The organism is Ruminiclostridium cellobioparum subsp. termitidis CT1112, assembly GCF_000350485.1.
GTDB lineage: Bacteria > Bacillota > Clostridia > Acetivibrionales > DSM-1351 > Ruminiclostridium > Ruminiclostridium termitidis.
Window position 1 is genome coordinate 424484 of sequence record NZ_AORV01000065.1, and the last position, 15678, is coordinate 440161.

At 39.9% G+C, this 15678-nt stretch carries 19 protein-coding genes; 3 read left to right on the forward strand and 16 right to left on the reverse strand.

The genetic code is table 11. From position 1 onward, the window contains the following. Positions 1-180: 180 nt before the first annotated feature. Positions 181-930, reverse strand: a complete 750-nt coding sequence (locus tag CTER_RS24035; protein WP_004629815.1) for a M48 family metallopeptidase — start codon at positions 928-930, stop codon at positions 181-183. 267 nt (positions 931-1197) lie between these two features. Here CTER_RS24035 and CTER_RS24040 point away from each other — a divergent pair, with 267 nt between their 5' ends. Then, complete coding sequence (locus CTER_RS24040; RefSeq protein WP_278245954.1) at positions 1198-1815, forward strand: putative ABC transporter permease; 618 nt, start codon at positions 1198-1200, stop codon at positions 1813-1815. Here CTER_RS24040 and CTER_RS24045 read toward each other — a convergent pair. The 5 genes from CTER_RS24045 to CTER_RS24065 form a co-directional block, all read right to left on the reverse strand. Further along, positions 1771-2421, reverse strand: a complete 651-nt coding sequence (locus tag CTER_RS24045) for a GyrI-like domain-containing protein (RefSeq protein WP_004629706.1) — start codon at positions 2419-2421, stop codon at positions 1771-1773. The two genes, CTER_RS24040 and CTER_RS24045, sit on opposite strands and share 45 nt — an antisense overlap. Positions 2422-2591: 170 nt before the next feature. Further along, the gene (locus CTER_RS24050; RefSeq protein WP_004629887.1) at positions 2592-3134 is read right to left on the reverse strand and encodes an AAA family ATPase; all 543 of its coding nucleotides are present in this window, start codon (positions 3132-3134) and stop codon (positions 2592-2594) included. A gap of 57 nt (positions 3135-3191) precedes the next feature. Continuing rightward, positions 3192-3527, reverse strand: a complete 336-nt coding sequence (locus CTER_RS24055; RefSeq protein WP_004629734.1) for an arsenate reductase family protein — start codon at positions 3525-3527, stop codon at positions 3192-3194. Continuing rightward, on the reverse strand, positions 3528-4034 hold the full coding sequence (locus CTER_RS24060; protein WP_004630043.1) for a GNAT family N-acetyltransferase: 507 nt from the start codon (positions 4032-4034) through the stop codon (positions 3528-3530). It abuts the gene before it with no gap. Positions 4035-4155: 121 nt separating this feature from the next. Beyond that, positions 4156-4797 (reverse strand): PilZ domain-containing protein, encoded by a 642-nt coding sequence (locus CTER_RS24065; RefSeq protein WP_004629789.1) that lies wholly within the window; start codon positions 4795-4797, stop codon positions 4156-4158. 381 nt (positions 4798-5178) lie between these two features. On the opposite strand from CTER_RS24065, the gene CTER_RS24070 reads away from it, so the two are divergent. Further along, complete coding sequence (locus CTER_RS24070) at positions 5179-5916, forward strand: DUF8091 domain-containing protein (RefSeq protein WP_004629596.1); 738 nt, start codon at positions 5179-5181, stop codon at positions 5914-5916. An 86-nt stretch (positions 5917-6002) separates the two neighbouring features. Here the strand turns inward: CTER_RS24070 and CTER_RS24075 are convergent, their stop codons facing one another. Further along, positions 6003-6464 (reverse strand): hypothetical protein, encoded by a 462-nt coding sequence (locus tag CTER_RS24075; protein ID WP_004629843.1) that lies wholly within the window; start codon positions 6462-6464, stop codon positions 6003-6005. A 290-nt stretch (positions 6465-6754) separates the two neighbouring features. Between CTER_RS24075 and CTER_RS24080 the strand changes: the two genes are divergently transcribed. Continuing rightward, positions 6755-7300, forward strand: coding sequence for a CDP-alcohol phosphatidyltransferase family protein (locus CTER_RS24080; protein WP_004629638.1), 546 nt, complete (start codon positions 6755-6757; stop codon positions 7298-7300). 134 nt (positions 7301-7434) lie between these two features. On the opposite strand, the gene CTER_RS24085 is transcribed toward CTER_RS24080, so the two are convergent. From CTER_RS24085 to CTER_RS24125, 9 genes are all read right to left on the reverse strand, one after another. Beyond that, the gene (locus CTER_RS24085) at positions 7435-8118 is read right to left on the reverse strand and encodes a CPBP family intramembrane glutamic endopeptidase (protein WP_004629767.1); all 684 of its coding nucleotides are present in this window, start codon (positions 8116-8118) and stop codon (positions 7435-7437) included. Positions 8119-8121: 3 nt separating this feature from the next. Next, positions 8122-8637, reverse strand: coding sequence for a GNAT family N-acetyltransferase (locus CTER_RS24090; protein ID WP_004630277.1), 516 nt, complete (start codon positions 8635-8637; stop codon positions 8122-8124). Between the two features lie 231 nt (positions 8638-8868). Next, positions 8869-10122: an MFS transporter gene (locus tag CTER_RS24095; protein WP_004629943.1), complete on the reverse strand. Its 1254-nt coding sequence runs from the start codon at positions 10120-10122 to the stop codon at positions 8869-8871. A 157-nt stretch (positions 10123-10279) separates the two neighbouring features. Beyond that, positions 10280-10753 (reverse strand): MarR family transcriptional regulator, encoded by a 474-nt coding sequence (locus tag CTER_RS24100; RefSeq protein WP_004629588.1) that lies wholly within the window; start codon positions 10751-10753, stop codon positions 10280-10282. A 612-nt stretch (positions 10754-11365) separates the two neighbouring features. After that, on the reverse strand, positions 11366-12160 hold the full coding sequence (locus CTER_RS24105) for an ABC transporter permease subunit (protein WP_004629821.1): 795 nt from the start codon (positions 12158-12160) through the stop codon (positions 11366-11368). A gap of 64 nt (positions 12161-12224) precedes the next feature. Beyond that, entirely contained in the window at positions 12225-13019 is a 795-nt protein-coding gene (locus tag CTER_RS24110) for an ABC transporter permease subunit (RefSeq protein WP_004629988.1), read from the reverse strand. Between the two features lie 4 nt (positions 13020-13023). After that, positions 13024-13908, reverse strand: a complete 885-nt coding sequence (locus tag CTER_RS24115; protein ID WP_004629586.1) for an ABC transporter ATP-binding protein — start codon at positions 13906-13908, stop codon at positions 13024-13026. Continuing rightward, complete coding sequence (locus tag CTER_RS24120) at positions 13905-14564, reverse strand: TetR/AcrR family transcriptional regulator (protein WP_004630104.1); 660 nt, start codon at positions 14562-14564, stop codon at positions 13905-13907. The genes CTER_RS24115 and CTER_RS24120 overlap by 4 nt, the downstream gene beginning before the upstream one ends. 187 nt (positions 14565-14751) lie before the next feature. Continuing rightward, positions 14752-15675, reverse strand: a complete 924-nt coding sequence (locus CTER_RS24125) for a dihydrodipicolinate synthase family protein (RefSeq protein WP_004629940.1) — start codon at positions 15673-15675, stop codon at positions 14752-14754. Positions 15676-15678 lie beyond the last annotated feature (3 nt).

Here is a 15678-nt window from a genome sequence, read left to right on the forward strand (position 1 = left end):
CTACAACAATTTAATAATACAAGAACTATTGAACATTAGCGGACAAAAATTCATGGTTTTCTTCATACAAAGTTTAGTATAATACCATTTGACTCCTGTGACAATGTATAATCTTATCTAAAAACCCTGACAATTTTAATCAGATTAAAATAATCAGGGCCTGCTCAATTAATTTTCAGCTTAATCAAGAGTTAATTTATTTCCATTTTCCTTCAGCCATTTCCTGTGATTTTTATAGTCAGGGCAGACTTTCCCCACTAAAGCCCAAAAGTTTGAAGAATGGTTTAATTCCTTCATATGGCACAGCTCGTGAACTATCACATAATCCATCACTTCAACCGGAGCCATGACCAGCTTCCAGTTGAAATTGAGATTCCCGCTGGAGCTGCAGCTGCCCCAGCGTGTTTTTTGTTCACGTATGGTCACTCTTCCCGGTGACACGCCAATCTGCTGCGAATAGGCAGGTAATCTGCCTTCAAGCTTTTTGGCAAATTGTGCTACATACCATTCCCTCAAAACAGCCCTGAGCTCTTCGGGTTTTTCCGGCACTTTATGGTATACTTCCAAGCTGTTTTCTCCCAGCCTGACTACCGGCCTTTTCAGCAGCCGGTCTTCAATAAGTTTAAGTTTATAAACCCGGCCCATATAAAGATAGCCCTCTCCGTCAATAAAAGCTCTGGGGCCGTCTGAACCGGCAGCTTGGGCTTCTATTGCAGACAATTTGTCCAAAATCCAGGAAGCCTTTTTCTCAAGCAGTTCCCTTATGGTGGTTTCCGATACCCTATACGGTCCTGCGACAGTTATGGCACCGTTTTTGTCTATTGAAATACCAATGCTCCTTCTGCCGGTTCTTTTAAGTGTATACTTTAACTCCCTGCCTCCAAGCACTATTTTAAGTTCTTTAAACTGATTGCCCGCATAGGTTTTCAAATTAACCTCCCAAGCCATTTTATGGCTTTGAGCCACATAGCGGCAACAAAATTGTAATGAGATTTATTTTCCTTCATCGCTATCAGGCACAATAAAGGTGGTTATTCAATACGTTCTCAAGATTGATATTATCAAAGCAAAATTTCCATGTCAACTTTGGGGCCGGGGATTGGAACGCAATACTTTTCAATTTTTCCGGCACTTTTGAATATACATATATAAGGATTAATATAAGGATTAAAATTGGGGTGTTGCTAAACAATGAATATGGTCGTCAAACTCAGGAATGAATTGTCCGGTAAATCATTACTGAATGAAAAATTAATTAACCTTTTTATATGTTTTATTTTATATTCATTTACAGGTTGGGTGGCAGAAACCATATATATGTCAATATATCATGGGCACCTGGTAAAAAGAGGATTCCTGATAGGCCCCCTGTGTGCGGTGTATGGTATCGGATCGGTTTTAGTGGTTTATATCCTCAATCATATCAAATCCCATCCGTTTCTGGTCTTCATATGTGCCGCCCTTATAACCTCGGTGGTGGAATTGTTGGCAGGACTTCTCCTGAGTATATTGACATCAAAACGTCTCTGGGACTACAGCGGTGATTTTGCCAATTTTATGGGATATATCTGTCTCAGGAATACAATTATCTGGGGGATAATGTCTCTCTTCCTGGTTTATATCATCCATCCCGCCCTGCTGAGATTTATCGCACTGATCCCGGCAAAAGCCAGAGAGGTGATCTGTTTTTCAGCGGTGGTCTGGCTCTCTGCCGATATCAGCATTTCGGTTTATTCCAGCCTGAATGGTGTTAATAACCTGGTATGGCTGTCACAGGTCGTTTCCCGGGGAATTTCTTTCCGCTGGATGCCTTAAGACAGTTCTAAGCTTGTCAGGAGCAGTCTTTCTCGGATCTGACAGGTAGATTTCGTGATGCTTCCGCAGCAAACCTGTTGCGTCCTTCAACTGGTTCTGCTCCATAAATTGCCGCATCAGTTCCACAGACTGCGGCTCGGTTGCATATGGTCCCCTGTGGAGGATTTGTACGCACAATCCCTCGGTAAATGTCTCGAACCTTGCTTTTGAAACATCAAGTTCAGGTTTTTTCTTTCTGCAGGTATGGACAGCCCATTCAAAAACCTCGGGAGTCACAAAATCAGGCTGTCTTATCATTGAGGTCCAAAGCCAGTTGTCACGCCTGTAGAAATCAAACGCTCCGTCTTCATACCACCACAGGCCTTCAAGGGGCGGCACCACATATTCAAAATATCCTGCCGGTTGGGCTCCGCTCATCTTTGACATTTTAATTGTAAAAGTGATGCCGTAAAGAATGCCGACAGCCTTTTCATATTCACTGCCATTGGGATCACCTGCCCCATCCACGCATATGAAATTCATGGCGGGGACTTCAATCTGCCGAGGGATTTCCCCAGGCATATAAAGATCTCTGTACTGTTTTTTGAAATCAAATTTTTCAGGCATGTAATACCATCTCCTCATTTTCAGTCTCAAATCTAGTCTTAAGGAAATTATATACGAGGAAATATGACAACTGATGTCATATTTCATGAAATTGTACTCGCGTACCAGTTGATTTTGATTAAATCTATCTGTAAAGCAAAACAAAATTTTAATTGGCACAACGCGTTAATCTAATATAGCAATTCTTTGACTGCGCTTACCCTTTCCTCTACAGACAAATCCCCTTCAAGGGACAGGACGGGACAGTTCAAGCCGTCCAGCCAGGCTTTGTGCAAGGTTTTGCTTCTAATCTCCATTCCACCGTCATCATATCTGGAAGCCCATTGTATAAATTCTTTTGAAGCTTCATACATTTCCCCGCCTGCTTCCAGAGCTTCCTTTCCATATCTCTGCCTTTCTCTTTCAATAAGCCTGGACAGCCTTATATCACCGGGAAGCCATAGAAAAACCACAAGCTCAAAGCTTGGAATGAACACATCTCCCCACCCGCATAATGAACCCGAAAGGACCCATTTGTCAGCAGTATGAATATCCTGTTCAAGGATTTTTCTTCTATCTTCGGCTGGACGGATGTTTTGAAAAGGTGGCCATGAAGGCAGCCAGAAATAAGAATCGGTGTCAAAGTGCCTGTAACCCAATTCCTTCTCAAGAGCACAGCCCAAAGTAGTTGTACCAGAACCTGACGCCCCAAGAATGTGTATGTGCCTGATCATACTTTCCTCCCGCTGTTTTTTATAATATCAACAAAAGCGTATTGCCCGAAGCAAAACCTATTCCCAGTCCTTCCATATATCGGGCTGATAACCCACCGTAGCCTTTTTACCGTTTCTGACTATGGGTGAATTATATAGCTTTGGATTTTTGAAAAGCACTTCCTCCGCCACTTTTCCAACACCGAGATTCCTCATGTTCAAGCGCTCATATTCTTTGCTTTTCTCATTAATTAAAGCCTTAAGCCCGACAGCTGATTTAACGCTGTCAAATTCACCCTTGCTTAGCCCGTATTTATTCAATTCGATATACTGATAGCTGATTTTCCGTTCTTTAAAGTATCTCTCGGCCTTTTGAGTATCAAAACCTTTTGTTCCAAAAATCTGAATATTCATTTAAAATTTCTCTCCCAAAACTTTCAAGTTGTCACCGGTTACCCTGTAAACCGTCCACTCGTCCATAGGAACCGCACCCAGCTTTTTATAAAATCTTATGGAAGGCTCATTCCAGTCAAGCACCCACCATTCAAGACGTCCGCAGTTTCTCTCCAGTGCAAGCCCTGCCAGAAAGGCAAGCATAATCTTCCCCATTCCCTTTCCCCTCATTTCGGGCTTTACATATAAATCCTCAAGGTATAAACCTGCCTGACCCAAAAAAGTAGAAAAGTTATGAAAGAAAAGAGCAAAACCGACAGGCTTTCCCTCATATTCTCCTATAATTACTTCAGCTGCCTTTTTGCAGAAAAGTGAATTCCTCAGTCCTTCTTCAGTGGCAACCACCTGATCCAACATTTTTTCGTATATGGCCAGCTCCTTTATAAAATCCAGAATCAGGGCAGTATCGCTTTCGTCGGCATAACGAAGCTTAAAGCCCTCCAGTTTCGTGTCGATGAACTTTTTCATGCATACCTCCTGCAAATAGTCTTGCTGCAAACCTCCGTATCCTTTGGTGGTCCGAAGTCTATTGCGTAATAAATATATAAAAAAATATAGTCCTGGTGAACTATATTTTTACACTATATTTTTAAAATTTGTATCTGGCATTTATCAAATGCCGGTATATCAATTCCTTTTCAGCCTGGACCATATTTGTCAACTGGGCTTCAGTTGAATACATGGAGTTTTTATCCCTGTGAATAATTTGAATTCCGTATTCATTTCTTCCAAAATTTTTAGATTTTCTAATAACTGTGGCATCGTATTTTGAAACAGAATTACTTAAAAATACGTTTATTTCGATCAAATCATCGATTTCAAAATCCCCCGGAGAATAAATACACATGCCTGAATAGCTAAAATCCTTAATACAAGCGCTTTCCCTCTTGTTGGATTCCAATAGCTTTACCTCTCCGAGCAGAGAAGTCGGGAACCTTTCATATTGTCTTTTCTCCAGTTCCTTTGCAATATTGATCACATTGTTGGAGCATATTATGTACTGCTCCTCCTTGGGGTTGACACCTACAACACTTCCCCCGTTAACCGTAAGATTTTCCCTTTCATCCATCATCCCGATCAATACTGGATCCCCTTTTATCATTTCGGCCACATGATTTTCACTATCGCTGATTTTAACGGTAAATATTTTATTGGTATCGCCGCTGATAAAAGTGCAATTAATTGGTTTTAATTTGTTGTAATGTCTTAATACAAGATTTGTTTTTTGCATATTATCACCCTGATTATTATTTTTTGTATATATTAAAATTACTTCTGCTAAATTCTACTGCATCTGCTGGTCTTTCGGGTAAAACAACATATATATAACAATCTAAAATAATCCAATAAAAAGAAATCTATTAAAAGAATATCACATAAAATCTGGAGCAACAATACTGTCCATGAAGTATTTAACACATATTTAACCAAAAGCTGCTAAAATTTATGCAAACCCGTCTTAATTTTTGCCGGCAAAAATTTTTTATGTAGAATGGAACTTAGACACTTAATAGCCTGAAATCCTCATTGAATAACAAAATGGATTAATGTAAAATGTTTATCGGACCGTGTTGCATTTTATTGAATCCTTTACATGGCCCGGGAGGTCAATATGGGTACTTCTTATAATTTTGAGCAGGCCTGCGGCAAAGTCATGGACTCGGCCTACCGCCGGGAAGGTATCGGAACTCTGGGAGAAAAAACTCTTCATGCAGTCCTTAAGCACTATTTCGAACCTGATGAAAGCTGCCATGAAATAAAAGTTGGCTCCTATTACGCAGATATACTGAATGCTGAAGGAATAACCGAAATCCAGACCCGGCAGTGGAACAAACTGAGGGGAAAGCTTAAGGCCTTTCTCCCTGAAAACAAGGTCACACTTGTATATCCTGTTGCGTATACCAAATGGCTTTTATGGATTAATGAAGAGACAGGCGAAATAAGCAAGAAAAGGCTTTCTCCCAAAAAAGGCTCCGCTTATGATATCTTCTTTGAATTGTACAGAATAAAAAATTACCTGGATAGTGAAAATCTCCGTTTATGCATTGTATACCTTGATATCGAAGAATACCGCCTGCTTAACGGCTGGAGTACCGACGGCAAAAAAGGCTCCTGGCGGCATGACAGGATTCCCAAAGACCTGCAAAAAGTAATTTATATAAACAATAAAAGTGACTACTCCAGACTTATACCCGAATCACTCCCTCCCCGCTTTACAAGCAGAGAGTTTCAAAAAGCCTCAGGCCTGAGCCTTTCAAAGGCACAAACTGCTTTAAATGTTCTATTTTATGTTGGGGCTGTTGAACGGGTTGGAAAAGAACGGAATATGTTTATTTACGAAAGAAGATAATTTTAAAAGGTATTAAAAGTACATGTTTGAAATTGCAGGCAAAATACTTGTGCGAGCCCTGAAAAATTTTAACATGTACTTTTTCTCTATATATGAATATTCTGCGCACCCTGCTTCTTAAGAGTTTCTCTGACAGTATCCTTATCCCCGGATTCACATTCAACCATTACTACAGAACTTCCCGAATCGATAACAGCCTTTATTTCATGTTCTATATCTCCGGGTACTCCCCAATTTACCATTATCTCTTTAAAATCACTGCCAATACTTCCATTGACCAGACTGACTATGGGACGTGCCTGTATAAGAGGGCCTGTTCCCGCAAGCATAAAACCATTTATTCCTGATGCCGCACCTGTAACTCCTCCCATAAAACCGAAGTAGGGCACCTCCAGACCGTCCTCATGGTCATTAGCCACCTGTCTCTCCCTGAAGTCCTCCTGGTTCTGATGCCCGAGAACTTCAATTTTAAAACCCTGCCTGCTTAAATATCTGGCTGCTTCAATAGCAGGTGCCCTGCTGATAAAATATCCGGTTGCTATTTCCATATTAACCTCCATGAGCCACATTCGCGGCCACAAAATGTAATGAAATTTCTTCGCTCCTCTTGTTAATCCCAGTTACCTTATGAATTAGTATTTCTTTTATCAATATGGACTATTCGGTAATTTCTTCTAACTTTTTAAGCTTTTATCAGACAAGGCTTTCCCTTCTTCGTAGAATAGGTAACTATTAACAATTGGCTGCATAAATAATTACTGTTGGAGTAATATTTATGCAGTTGAAACTCCCAAACCGGATTTTTGGATTGGCAACCGTGAAAGAATAAGGTGCATGTATGAAACCATTGGTATTTGTAAACAGTTTGACGCTCTCCAGAATATTTTTAAGTGTCCTGTTCTATTGGACCGTATCATATTTCCCTGAGCAGTTTGTCTATCATATCCTCATTTTTGCAATAATTTTTTTAACCGATTTTTTCGATGGAAGGCTGGCCAGGCAATATAATGTTGAAACCAGGGCAGGTGCTGTTTTTGATGTCGTTGCTGACCTATTCTTTGTTACATGCTCCTTTGCTGTCCTGATCAGAAATAACATCCTCCCCTTCTGGATTTTGATTGTTGCAATAGTAAAATTTGCCGAGTTCTGGGTAAGCTCCATGGTATCGGCAAAAAAATCAAAAACCGTTGCAGGTGTATTTATTTTCGATGGCCTTGGCAAAGCTGCCGCACTGCTGTTGTATGCATTATCCGCAGTGGGTATTATGGCGTATGTCCTGCTGCCCGTAAATGCGGCTGCTGTCCTTGTTCTCTTTTACTGCGGTCTGGTAACATTGATGGCAGCAGTTTCATCCGTAAACCGGGTCTATCTTTGTATAAAATAGTAATTCGCATATCGAATCGGTCCCATTTTTAAACATTCTTTGTGAATTTATATTGTAATATAAGGTAAAAAGAATATACATAAGCTGTTTATCATAATAAAAAATATTGAACAATTTCAGCACATAATAGCATGCTATATTCCGAATAGCATGAAACCTATTGTATTAATTGCGAAGTTTGCAAACATGTGGACCAGCCATGAAACATAAATATTGTCATATTTCTCATCCAAACGGTTGAATAGCAGCCCTGCCCCAAAAAGTCCGGCAATCAGGAGGACAAATAAGCCCGGACTGAACCAGTTGGTCATTATGGCTATATGATATGCCGCAAAAGCCGCAGCACTGAATATGTATGCAAATTTTCTTCCCGCCGCTTTTTTCAGCCATAAGAACGCAACACCTCTGAAAAAATATTCCTCCAGCAGGGAGTTAATGAAAGAAATATAAAGCGCCACAAAAATGAAATTATCCCTGGTTACTCCAACATTGTTCTGTAAGGCTGCAGTTACTTTGGAAAAGTCCAAAAACGATGATAGTAAAAAGTAAACTCCCAGTATGAAAATATATACCCCTGCTCCCAATGCGGCAGCAAAGCCCAAACTTTTCCTGTTAACCCTCAGCAGATTTTTCAGTTCCAACTCTTTTTCAAATAACGAATATATCAGCGGCAGCCCGGTAAACAGCACAATTTTTATTCCTGATTTAATTGCATAATCAGGCCTGATAACCGCATCGACATAGGCCATTACCACGCAGCCAAGCAGTACTGCGGTGATTATGGACAAAATTCTTCTTTTTCCATTGAGTATAAGCATAAATTAATTCTCCTGTCGGAGTATTTTTTCAAAAGCAAGCCTCTTGCTTCGGTCTTCCAAATAAATTATACCGCAATACGCGAATCCGTTCTTTTTTAATAACCTCTGCATGGAGATATTCTTTTCATGGGTATCCACCCTTATACCTGAAACTGATTTACGGCGGCATATTTTTTCAGCTTCATTTATCATAACGGAAGCCAGACCCGTACCCTTCAAACTGCCGTCAACAGCCAGCCGGTGAATGACAGCATACCGGTCGGGTGTAAGCCATGCACCCTCATAAATATCGTTGTAGGTCTTTTCCCCGTCAAAGGAAACGGCTATTGTACCGGCAATCTTACCGGCATTGCTCAGAACATAGCCGTGTTTATTCTCTATATCCCTTTTAATTGTCTCCATATCGGGATAACCATTCTGCCACTGGTCGATTCCGGTTTCCTTCAAGTACTCCTGCGCCTGGTGTATTATATTTAATATGTGATTTATATCGGCTTCTACTGCTCTTCTAAATTCCAATAATACAGCTCCTTTATTTTGATTAATGTAATATTAACATTTATTCATGAGTTATCAAGAAGTTTCTGTTACCTATCCATTTTGTCATGCCATTCCATTTTAAGGTTGAATAAGCAATAATATTTGTTATAAAATATTTCTCCTTTCCAATTTTACTACAATAATACAGTTTTGTAATCAGGATTAATACACTTTGAAAGTTCGCTCAATAATTTAACCAGCCCGGCTGAATCAGGCCGTTATATTTACACGCGCAACCTTATACAAAACCGTTATTGCTGCCGCTATAAGGATCATACCCATAAAAGCAGGTGCGGCATGACCAAGTGATACATAAATTTGACCTCCAATGATAGGACCGATTATTCTTGCCAAAGATTGAATAGATTGACTGCCGCCTTGAATCCTTCCTTGCTCACTGGAATCGACAGACTTGGAGACCATCCCATTGAAGGAAGGCCCAAAGATCGAATCACCAAAACCAAATATAAACATTCCAACAATAAAAAGAGGATAGAAGGAGAATAAAGCCGATGCTGCAATAAAACCGTAGCCTGTAATCTCCGAAACCATCCCAAGGATCGATATCTGTGCGTCACTGATTTTCAACAAAAGCTTTGGCATTATGAAACCTTGTGAAATGATGTCCTGTACGCCCATAATTGAAAACATAAGTCCGATCAGTACAGGTTCCCAATTGAAAGTATCTATTGTAAACTGTGAAAAGACTGCCTGTAAAGCTCCGTTGGGTACCCAAAGTAAGAATGCTGAGACAAGCAGCCTTTTTAAGTTTTTAGTGGAAAGTACGTTTACTAGCTGTGTGAATGGATTCAGTCTTACAAAGGTAATCTTTTTCAGTCTGTTATTCCTGTCAAGGCTCTCAGGCATATATAGAATTCCATACACAACATTCAATAAAGTTATTATGGCTCCGAAATACATGGGTACTGAATAACCAAGCCTGGCAAGTAATCCGCCCAGAGCAGGTCCAATGGCGGCACCAACACCTGCAACCGCACTCACCCACCCAAAATATTTGGTTCGCTGTTCTCTTGGAGTGATATCTGCAAAATATGCGAAGATAGTACTTATGCTCCCGCCAGTTATACCCTCTATTATGCGTCCGGCAAACAGTATCCATAGTGCTCCTCCTATGCCAAAAACCAAGTACCCGATTGCCGAACCAAAAAGGCATACCAGTAGCAATGGACGTCGGCCATATCTGTCACTCAAAGCTCCAAGTCCCGGGGCCGCAAAAAATACGCAGACTGCATAAACAGAGGTCAGCAGCGTAACAGCTATAGCTTGATCTCCGGGATTGCTTATATAAGGCCGTACTAAGAACGGGACGACAGGCGCTATGATGCTGAAGCCTATTCCGCAAAGAAACACAGACATAAGACCGAATATTAAAGCCTTTTTATCGACGTTTTGTTCTACGTTCTTTTCTATATTCTTTTCATTGTGTAATCTAAATTTAAACACGTAAATTCTCCTCTCAAAAGTTATAATTTTGTTTCCTTGGAAACATAATTATGGTAGCATGATTTTTGTTTCCTTGTCAACAAAAATTACGGCAATAAAAATGCAGCCTGTTCTCAATAGAGTTGGCTGCCTGTGTTTTTATTTTCATTATTAAAATTTATTCAGATTTAATATCTGCACCCTGTTTCTTTATTTCTTCATCCAAATGCCTGCTGTACTTTTCCACCAGGCCAAGCATACTCTCGAGCTGTTCCTCGGTTACCTGATCAAATACGGCTTTGTCCCGCTCACGAAACTCTTTGTGCATTTCCTCATGGATCTTATAAATTTCCTGTCCTTTTTCAGTAAGCCTGAAATAGATTTCTTTCTTGTTATCCGGCTTCCGGTAGCTTTCGACAGCACCTTTTTTTATGAGCTTCCTGGTCATTTTACTTATGGCACCGCTGGTCATATAAAAGGATTCCGCAAGTTTTGTCACGTTGGAATCCGCATTTCTTCCAATGTATTCCATACAATGTACTTCGGAAGACTTATAATCCTCAAAACTGTCTTTCATCCTGGAATTATTGAGCCAAACCATCTTGTTATATAAGTTCCTGAAACTCATTACCAGCTGTTCTTCTTTGTTCATGGCCTGTCCTCCCAACCATTGGTATATCAACAACATTATATTAAATTTTTGTTTCTTTTTCAACAATGTGTTGTGCTGATTAAAATTTTGTTTTGCTTTACAGATAGATTTAATTATAATCAACTGGTAACGCGAGTACAACTTCATGAAATAAGATGCACGGTTAAAAACAATTTTAGTAATTGGTTTTGGTGTGTCTATTTCATGAAGTTAACCCGTTGTGCTAATTAAAATTTTGTTTTGCTTTACTGATAGATTTAATTATATTCAACTGGTAACGCAAGGACAACTTCATGAAATAAGATGCACAGTTAAAAACAATTGCGGTAAATTGTCGCCGAAGGTAAAGTGGTTTTGCCGGCAAAGCAACAGGACGTTGCTTTGAGCTTCAAATCGAGACAGGAGGTCGAGTTTGAGCGACGGCAAAACCACTTTAAATGAGGCAATACAATTTTCGCAATTGTTTTGGGGGCAGCCTTATTTCATGAAGTTAGTACGGAAGTTACCAGTTGATATAAAAAAGTTACAAAGTTAAATCAAAAATTAAATTAACTATAATAAGCACAACGCGTTGAAGTTGTTATCATTTAATATAAAAAATCACACCTTAAATTACACCTTCAAATCTCTTTTCCTGTAAAAAGTATAGGTTACCCATAACATTACGGAGATGATTACAAGTGACAATACGACAAATACAGGCTTTAAGCCCCCTTCATACAGCTGCTGGGCTTCAAAGTATTTAAACGGGGTGATATACTTAAGTCCTGCAAGCTTATCATTCATATCGGTCAGAATGGCTATGATAAAGGTTACCAAAAGTATTGTCGTGGCAATTGATGCGGATACTTTGGGATTTTTGCTGACAGCGGCTATACCGCTCCCTATGAAAAGGAACAACAGCTGTGCCAGCAGCATTCCAACCATAAGGATGAAAATATCACCGTTTACCTGCTCGCCTTTGGCGTATTGGTTAACAATAGCAATTGAGAATACCAGCGTTATAATATTCAGCACCAGGATGTTCACCAATGCAGTTGTTAATTTTGCCGTTACCACCGTAAATCTCGAAACAGGCTTTACCATTAAAAATTCTGTTGTCTTATCCCGTTCCTCCTTTGCAATAATATTGGCACCAAGCATGGCTGCATGAATTGTAACCATTATCAAAAGATACAGGAAGAGCATGCCATAAAAACCGCTTGCGGTTGTGACATCCAGAGTTCCAAAACCCAGGACTGCCTTCAGGGCTTTTGGCATTTTATCCAATATATCTTTCATTGTTTGGCCCGAACCTGTATACGACGTAAACTTTCCCATTCCGGCAGCAATCATGAAAAGCATTCCAATACTCCAAAAGATAAGAGACTTTCGATGCGCCCTCATTTCTCTTATAAAAATGTTCATATTAACCTCCATGAGCCTTATAGCGGCTACAAAACTGTAATAAAATCTTTTTCACTCTTATATCTTATACTGCGTGTACGTCTTTTCTGGTATATACCAGATAGCTGGCCGTAACCGCTGCAATGACAAAAGCCGCTCCAACGATGATGTATGGCATTTCATATGCATTGTTTTTGACAATATATCCATAATCAAAGTATTTGAAGGGTGTTATATACCTTACCGTCTCTTCTCCGATTACCGAACCGAACATGTTTACTATAAAAAACCCGAAAACAGTGCTGAGTGAAACGGCTATGACGGATCTGATTTTACCTGAAAGAACCGCTACGATGACTCCCAGGGCCATAAATATCAACTGTATAAACAGCAGGGTTATGGAAATCAATATTACTGACTTTACGCTGAAATCAGTTTTTACAGTAAGTGTGGCAAGTAAGGTTACGGCAAGATAAATAATGTTGGTTATAACCAGCGAAACAAAGGCTGCTGCTATTTTTGAGGTCATAATTACCGCACGGCTTACAGGTTTTGTCAACAAAAAGTCGGCAGTCTTCTCACGCACCTCCTTGGAGATTATGGAAACTCCAAGATTCATAGCCTGGATGGCACCACACAATGCCACGTACACAAATACAAAGGAATAAAAGCCCTCAAGTGTGGACAAGCTTGCCACATACACGCTGAGCAATTTTTTGACAACCTCCGGCAGACTGTCCATCAGGCTCTGAAACTCTGCAATATCATTGCCCAGGCCCTTGAAGATCAGAATATACATTACTGCAAGTGCTGCCATGGAACAGGCCCAAATAATTATTGATTTGAAGTAGGACTTCAATTCATGCAGAAATATATTCATACCCTCAGGCCTCCTTTTCATAGTAGTGCATAAATATCTCTTCAAGGCTTGGCTCTTCTATCCAGACATTTTTCAAATCAATTTCGGTTATTCTTTTCAGTATGGTGTTCACATTACCTTTATACAGGAAGCTGATAATATTGCCCTTTAGCTCAAGGTTACTGACTCCGTTTATCTGGAAATGGTTTTTATCAATTCCGCTGTTGATTTCAAGCTTGAATTTTTTATAATTGTTTTCGGTGAGATTGCTCATGGTTTCAAGCTTGATGATCCTGCCCTCCTTGATTATGGCAACACGTGTGCACATTCTCTGTACCTCGCTGAGAACATGGGAGGACATGAAAATTGTAGCACCTTTTTTATTCTCCTCCTCCAGCAGGTCAAAAAACTTCTGCTGCATAAGAGGGTCCAGTCCGCTTGTGGGTTCATCGAGAATTATGAGCCTGGGTTCATGCAGCAGTGCCTGTACTATACCCACTTTTTTTTTGTTTCCAAAGGATAAGTCATCCACTCTCTTTTTTAAGTCCAGATCCATTATTTCAGCCAGATCCTCTATTCTTTTGCTGCAATCTTTTTTATAGAAGCTGGCGGAATATTTCAGCACATCAATAACCTTCATCTTGTCATAATAAAATACCTCTGAAGGCAGGTAACCTATTTCTTTAGCTATTTCAGGGGCATTTTTTATACAGTCGGCTCCAAATATTTTTGCGCTGCCTGCAGTTGGATATATCAATGACAGTAAGGTTCTTATTGTTGTGGATTTACCGGCTCCGTTGGGACCAATAAAGCCAAATACCTCACCCTCTTCCACATTAAAACTTACATCAATTATACCTCTTGATTTTCCATAGGTTTTTGTAAGATTGCTTATTTCTATAACATTCATTCATGAACCCCTCCATCCTTATAAAACATCTTTTTTAACATATTCATATAAACATCCATTTCCTCCAGCATTTCATCATAATCCACTTCATCCAAAGGTACTTTTTTTATCCGGGAAATCACCTTATTTATCACGCCTTCACTGGTCCAGTCTATTATTTCAATAGCCCGGGCCACATCAACATTCTCACGGAACACGGATGTATCAATGCCTTCATATAACTTATTCTTTCCATATACCATCAGTTTTTCATTCCTGCTCCGGATGTCATTCTTTATTTCGTTGGAATCATCCATGTATGCTGCTGCAACAAATTCAAAAATCAGAGGATGTATTTTGTGAACCTCAATCTTTTGCAAACCTGCCTGCCTTCTCCTGTCAAAAATATCCGTTGTTCCGAAGTCTATTTTCATCAGTATCTCATTTTTTATGATTTCCAGAGTGTAGTTATATAAAAACATAAACAAGTTCTTCTTATTTTTAAAATAGTGAAACAGAGCACCTTTGGAAATTGCCGCCTCCTTTACCATGTTATCGGTCGATGCATTTTTATAACCCCTCCGGGCAAACTCCTTCATGGCAGCATTGAGGATCCTCTGCCTTTTTTCCTCATCAAGCTTTAAGAAATTAGAATAAATAGTACTGCCTCCTTTCAAGTTTCAAAACTCACAATCAGCCTGTTTTCATAGTTATTCCGGTACCGTTGCACATACCGGAATTCATTGACCGGTTGAGTCAATGGCATAATTATAATCCCGTTGACTCAACCGGTCAATAGCAATACAAAAAAATTTTTACTAATAAAAAAAGAGACCGTAACAGTCCCTTCTTTTATTAGTAAAATTATCTTTTTATAATGTTATCCCTGTATACCTTCAAATAGCTTTCAATCAAAGCCTCATCTGTGACCTTCGGGAGATATGGACTAGTAGGTGAACAATAACCTGCCGGTATGTTGTATACCCTTTCCATAACGATCTTGATGCCCGGGATTGTTCCGAGATTCCGTACCGAATATGCTTCGGCTATTTCATTGGTGCGGTATTGTATTTCCCGGGCCTCTTTGTAGTTTCCTTCCTTCATCTTTTCCAGCAGAACTTTGAAATCATAGCAGGTTATTGCCTGAAGTGCACCAATGTTGCCGTCTGCACCCATTATATCGGAGCATATTACAAGGTTGTCGGCTCCGGTGAGTATATTGATATCCGGATTATATTTTTTGAATCTTTCAAGTATATAAAAGTTATTGTCTGTGAACTTTATTCCCTTAAAGGTAGGAACAGCCTTCATGGCCTCCAGGAGTTCCTCGGGATCCACTCTTTCTCCGCCTGTGAGCATTTCTCCGTTGGAGGTCCAGTATATATAGAAAGGCGTTTTTGGGGCTGCCTCGGATATACGTTTGAAATATGCCACATTATCAGCAAGTGTGGACCTGGGAGAAATCCCCACTGAAGCTACTGCATATGCTCCATGCTCCTGGGCATGGCGTGCAAGTTCAACCGAATCATCCGGATTTTCATTATATCCCACATGAACGAATATTGGCATCCTGTTATTGTTTGCTTTTAAGACCGCTTCGGCCCAGGTTTTTCTCTGCTGAACCGACAGATACATGCCTTCTCCTGTCCAGCCCAGCATGTACAGCCCGTCAGCCTTTTCCTTCGCATACCAGTCTATGAGCGGTTTCGCCGAATCCACTAAAATATTTCCATGTTCATCCATAGGCGTAATTAATGCCGGTAAAACTCCTGTAATTAATTTAGACATAAA

Excerpts from the sequence above, each read along its gene's own strand:
- CTER_RS24040 (WP_278245954.1), top strand. The coding sequence starts at position 1,198 with ATGGTCGTCAAACTCAGGAATGAATTGTCCGGTAAATCATTACTGAAT.
- CTER_RS24045 (WP_004629706.1), bottom strand. The coding sequence starts at position 2,421 with ATGCCTGAAAAATTTGATTTCAAAAAACAGTACAGAGATCTTTATATG.
- CTER_RS24050 (WP_004629887.1), bottom strand. The coding sequence starts at position 3,134 with ATGATCAGGCACATACACATTCTTGGGGCGTCAGGTTCTGGTACAACT.
- CTER_RS24055 (WP_004629734.1), bottom strand. The coding sequence starts at position 3,527 with ATGAATATTCAGATTTTTGGAACAAAAGGTTTTGATACTCAAAAGGCC.
- CTER_RS24060 (WP_004630043.1), bottom strand. The coding sequence starts at position 4,034 with ATGAAAAAGTTCATCGACACGAAACTGGAGGGCTTTAAGCTTCGTTAT.
- CTER_RS24065 (WP_004629789.1), bottom strand. The coding sequence starts at position 4,797 with ATGCAAAAAACAAATCTTGTATTAAGACATTACAACAAATTAAAACCA.
- CTER_RS24070 (WP_004629596.1), top strand. The coding sequence starts at position 5,179 with ATGGGTACTTCTTATAATTTTGAGCAGGCCTGCGGCAAAGTCATGGAC.
- CTER_RS24075 (WP_004629843.1), bottom strand. The coding sequence starts at position 6,464 with ATGGAAATAGCAACCGGATATTTTATCAGCAGGGCACCTGCTATTGAA.
- CTER_RS24080 (WP_004629638.1), top strand. The coding sequence starts at position 6,755 with ATGAAACCATTGGTATTTGTAAACAGTTTGACGCTCTCCAGAATATTT.
- CTER_RS24085 (WP_004629767.1), bottom strand. The coding sequence starts at position 8,118 with ATGCTTATACTCAATGGAAAAAGAAGAATTTTGTCCATAATCACCGCA.
- CTER_RS24100 (WP_004629588.1), bottom strand. The coding sequence starts at position 10,753 with ATGAACAAAGAAGAACAGCTGGTAATGAGTTTCAGGAACTTATATAAC.
- CTER_RS24105 (WP_004629821.1), bottom strand. The coding sequence starts at position 12,160 with ATGAACATTTTTATAAGAGAAATGAGGGCGCATCGAAAGTCTCTTATC.
- CTER_RS24110 (WP_004629988.1), bottom strand. The coding sequence starts at position 13,019 with ATGAATATATTTCTGCATGAATTGAAGTCCTACTTCAAATCAATAATT.
- CTER_RS24115 (WP_004629586.1), bottom strand. The coding sequence starts at position 13,908 with ATGAATGTTATAGAAATAAGCAATCTTACAAAAACCTATGGAAAATCA.
- CTER_RS24125 (WP_004629940.1), bottom strand. The coding sequence starts at position 15,675 with ATGTCTAAATTAATTACAGGAGTTTTACCGGCATTAATTACGCCTATG.